We start from the raw sequence: 4,123 nt of genomic DNA, 5'->3' as shown, positions 1-4,123 counted from the left end.
TATTCATGTTTTAAAAGCCTTGGGTGTTTGTGTAAAATTAACCAATTCGCATTAAAAAAAGCTTGTCTAAAGTTACAAAGATTGTATATTTGCACCGGCAAGTCCCACACAACCAGCTCCTGCTGAATCCCCCAGGGCGGGAACGCAGCAAGGGTAGGCGGTCGTAGCGGTGTGATGTGGGTCGCTTGCCTTTTTTTGTTTCTACAAAGTCCTAAATTTATTGCATATTTGTGCGATATGAAAAAGGGGAATTCTTCAGAAAAAATTGTTCTAATTACAGGTGCCTCCTCCGGGATTGGAAAATCTGTCGCCAGCTATCTAAGTCAAAGAAATTTTAAGGTTTACGGGACCAGCAGGTCTGTGAAAAATTCTGCTGAAGCAGGGTTCGAATTCGTTCAACTCGATGTTACTTCAGAAGATTCTATCAAAGCCGCCATAGCCAGCATCATTTCCAAAGAACAAAAGATCGATATTCTTATAAATAATGCCGGGGTTGGTATTACCGGTCCTATTGAGGAAACTCCGGAAAGCGAAATGAGAAAGGCTTTCGATACCAATTATTTTGGTCCTCTAAATTTGATAAAACATGTACTGCCTCATATGAGGAAGCAACACTCAGGTCTTATCATTAATATTACTTCCATAGCGGGTTATATGGGATTGCCTTACCGTGGAATATATTCGGCTACCAAAGGTGCTCTTGGAGTTACGACAGAGGCTTACCGGATGGAGGTGAAACAGTTTGGGATTAAAATGACCAATGTTGCACCGGGTGATTTTGCAACCAATATTGCGGCCGGGAGATATCATGCTCCCGTGGTAAATGGTTCTCCTTATGAAGAAGTATACGGCAGAACTCTGGATATTATGAATGAACATGTGGATGCGGGACAGGACCCTGAGTTGATGGCTAAAGAAATTTTCAGGATCATTCATGAAGAGGAGCCGAATGTGCATTATAAAGTAGGGGAAAGGCTTCAAAAGATTTCTGTTAAACTTAAAGCTTTGCTTCCGGACAAACTCTATGAGAAAATGTTACTAAAACATTATAAATTGTAATTTTACAATTATTCTATACTAAGCAATATAAATAAACACAACTATGAAATTTTTTATTGATACAGCTAACCTTGATCAAATTAAAGAAGCCCAGGATCTTGGTGTTCTGGATGGTGTAACTACCAATCCTTCTTTAATGGCCAAAGAGGGAATCACCGGGAAAGACAATATTTTTAAACACTATAGAAAAATATGTGAGCTGGTTGATGGTGATGTGAGTGCAGAGGTTATCGCTACAGATTTTGAAGGGATGGTTAGAGAAGGAGAAGAGCTGGCAGAACTGCATGAGCAGATCGTGGTTAAGATTCCTATGATCAAAGAAGGAGTAAAGGCCTTAAAATATTTTAGCGATAAAGGAATCAAAACGAACTGTACTCTTGTTTTTTCAGCAGGACAGGCTTTGCTTGCTGCTAAAGCAGGAGCAACTTATGTTTCTCCTTTTATTGGACGTCTGGACGATATCTCTACAGATGGGATGAACCTTATCGCGGAGATCAGACTTATCTATGATAACTACGGTTTTGAAACCGAAATTCTAGCTGCTTCTGTTAGACACACTATGCATGTTATTGAATGTGCCAAGTTAGGAGCAGATGTTATGACTGGTGGGCTTTCTGCAATTGAAGGTTTGCTGAATCATCCTCTTACAGATATTGGTCTTGAAAAATTCCTTGCAGATTATAATAAAGGGAATAAGTAATAAATTCCTGTATAAATAAAAAAGGCTGCCATTTGGCAGCCTTTTTTTATTGGTTTAAAAATTCGAGAATTTCCTCTTCGAATTCCGGACTTCCAAATTGAACATCTCCTTTAACGATGGTTCCATGGCGGTCCACAAAAATTACTTTATTAAGGTAACGTTTGTAAGTGTCCCTGCCGGGTTGACGCCGGGTGATCTGGTATTCGTAATCCTTGTCGTAGCCAAAAGTTTCTATGGTGCGCAACCATTCTTCTTTCTCGCCCTTATCAACGTTGATCCCGATAAAATCTACCTCAGGATACTTGACCTTTAGATCTTTTATAATGTTATGTTGCCATCTGTGATGAGAAGGCGCATACAGAGACCATGCATAGGTAACCGTAGGTCTATTTATGATTTTGGAATAGTTCATTTCCTCTCCTTTGGTATTGCTTGCCCAAAGATTATTGAGAGATTTTCCGTTTAAATAAGATTTTTGAATTTCAGCAAGCTCCTGAGCTCCTTGAAGATTGGTGTATTTGATTTTCTCAAGCAGGTTTAAAACCGAATCGATCCTTGGTTCGGTTTCAGAGCTTACAATAGCCTGAGTGGCTAGCCTGTCCAAAAATTTATTTTTTAAAGATTCAATGTTTGATAAAGAATCTATCAAAATGATCCTTCTTTTAATGTTTCTGAAGGAATTTATATTGTAACATTCCTTGTGATTATCATGTTCCAGGGTGCAAAATTCAATTGCGCGTGACCTCAAATAATCATCGATTAAATTGGTGTAAACATAATAATCCTGCAATTGCTGATTATTAAAATCTATTTCCGTTCTATAGTCATTGAAGTTGGCAGGAATTTTATTGGCATATTTTTTCCTGTATTTTCTAATTAAGAAGGAATAGCGCTCACGCAGATCAAAATATTCGTAATCTATGCTGGCTCTGGCGATTTTGAGGAAGTCTTCTGAAAATTCTTTATTCTCTGTTAAACGATCAAGTTTTTTAATTCTTTGTGACCGGATAGAATCAGTGATTTGAGCGAATTCTGAAGGTTCAATTTTATAATAACTTAGAATAAGGTCGTTATTCTTCTGATTCTTAAGAAACATATCCAGCAGGAAATTGCTCTTTTCGGCACCTCTTCCGCTAAAGTTCAAAGACTCATCAAAAGACATGGTATTGAGATAAATCATAATACTATCTCCGGGTTCCATGTACATTATCTGACTTTCCGGTGGGTGATTAAAGGTATAGATGCCGCTCTCCAGATTACTGAATTTTTTCCCGAACTGGTTTTTGGCATTCAGATAAAGGGTGTCTATGGTTTCATTTTCCCGGGAGAATACCACAAAGTCGGTTTCCGGATTATTGATCTGGCCGCCAATGTAGACAGAATTGGAGTCAGTGTTATTCTTGTTGCATCCAGACAATAGGAGGATGCAACACAAAGAAAAGAAACTTAAGTACTTCATTCAATGTGGGGGTAGAAACGTGTTTAAGGTTACCTCAATTTTTAACAAATATATTCCCTATGGCATACGAGGGATGTTAAGCGTGCGTTAAAACGTATTTTTAAAACGTTAATCTTTCTTAGTAACGTTGATTATAACTACTTTTGCAAAAAATTAATTTTATAGTTTATGCTTTCAGTATCAAATCTTTCTGTACAGTTTGGAAAACGGGTTTTGTTCGATGAGGTGAATACTACTTTCACACAGGGCAACTGTTACGGAATCATTGGAGCCAATGGAGCCGGAAAGTCTACTTTCCTTAAAATTCTTGCGGGAAAATCGGAGCCTACTTCCGGTCATGTTCATTTAGAGCCAGGAAAACGTATGTCTGTTCTTGAACAGGATCACAATTTATATGATGAATATACTGTTTTAGAAACAGTGATGAGAGGAAATAAACCTCTTTTTGAAGTAAAGACAGAGATGGATGCGCTGTATGCAGATTATTCTGATGAAAATGCAGATAAAATTGGAGAGCTACAGGTGAAGTTTGAGGAAATGGATGGTTGGAATGCTGAAAGTAATGCAGCTTCCATGCTTTCTAACCTTGGAATTAAAACAGAGCATCACTTTTCCAGAATGAAAGATCTTGATGGTCAACAAAAGGTAAGGGTTTTACTTGCTCAGGCATTATTTGGAAACCCGGATGTGCTTATCATGGATGAGCCTACCAACGATCTGGATTACGAGACAATTACCTGGCTGGAAAACTTTTTAGCTAATTATGATAATACCGTGATCGTGGTATCTCACGACCGTCACTTCCTGGATTCGGTTTGTACGCATATTTCTGATATTGATTTTGGAAAGATCAATCACTTTAGTGGTAACTATACTTTCTGGTATGAATCTTCTCAGCTTGCTGC

Annotated in this window: 4 protein-coding genes and 1 other RNA gene; 4 read left to right on the top strand and 1 reads right to left on the bottom strand. The window is 38.1% G+C overall.

What is annotated here, in order from left to right; genetic code table 11:
- Positions 1-95 precede the first annotated feature (95 nt).
- From ffs to fsa, 3 genes are all read left to right on the top strand, one after another.
- Positions 96-194: signal recognition particle sRNA small type (gene ffs / locus ACNKXV_RS01545), an RNA gene on the top strand.
- 43 nt (positions 195-237) lie between these two features.
- Positions 238-1,059, top strand: coding sequence for an SDR family oxidoreductase (locus ACNKXV_RS01540; RefSeq protein ID WP_417905933.1), 822 nt, complete (start codon positions 238-240; stop codon positions 1,057-1,059).
- A gap of 43 nt (positions 1,060-1,102) precedes the next feature.
- Positions 1,103-1,759: a fructose-6-phosphate aldolase gene (gene fsa / locus ACNKXV_RS01535; protein WP_417905932.1), complete on the top strand. Its 657-nt coding sequence runs from the start codon at positions 1,103-1,105 to the stop codon at positions 1,757-1,759.
- A 46-nt stretch (positions 1,760-1,805) separates the two neighbouring features.
- Here the strand turns inward: fsa and ACNKXV_RS01530 are convergent, their stop codons facing one another.
- On the bottom strand, positions 1,806-3,218 hold the full coding sequence (locus tag ACNKXV_RS01530; RefSeq protein ID WP_417905931.1) for a hypothetical protein: 1,413 nt from the start codon (positions 3,216-3,218) through the stop codon (positions 1,806-1,808).
- 168 nt (positions 3,219-3,386) lie between these two features.
- On the opposite strand from ACNKXV_RS01530, the gene ACNKXV_RS01525 reads away from it, so the two are divergent.
- Positions 3,387-4,123, top strand: a 737-nt coding sequence (locus tag ACNKXV_RS01525; RefSeq protein ID WP_417905930.1) for an ABC-F family ATP-binding cassette domain-containing protein, incomplete at its 3' end; no start/stop codon positions are given.

The sequence above is a fragment of the Christiangramia aquimixticola genome (genome assembly GCF_048285835.1).
GTDB lineage: Bacteria > Bacteroidota > Bacteroidia > Flavobacteriales > Flavobacteriaceae > Christiangramia > Christiangramia aquimixticola.
This window is presented reverse-complemented; position numbering and strand designations above follow the sequence as displayed.

Excerpts from the sequence above, each read along its gene's own strand:
- ACNKXV_RS01540 (WP_417905933.1), top strand. The coding sequence starts at position 238 with ATGAAAAAGGGGAATTCTTCAGAAAAAATTGTTCTAATTACAGGTGCC.
- fsa (WP_417905932.1), top strand. The coding sequence starts at position 1,103 with ATGAAATTTTTTATTGATACAGCTAACCTTGATCAAATTAAAGAAGCC.
- ACNKXV_RS01530 (WP_417905931.1), bottom strand. The coding sequence starts at position 3,218 with ATGAAGTACTTAAGTTTCTTTTCTTTGTGTTGCATCCTCCTATTGTCT.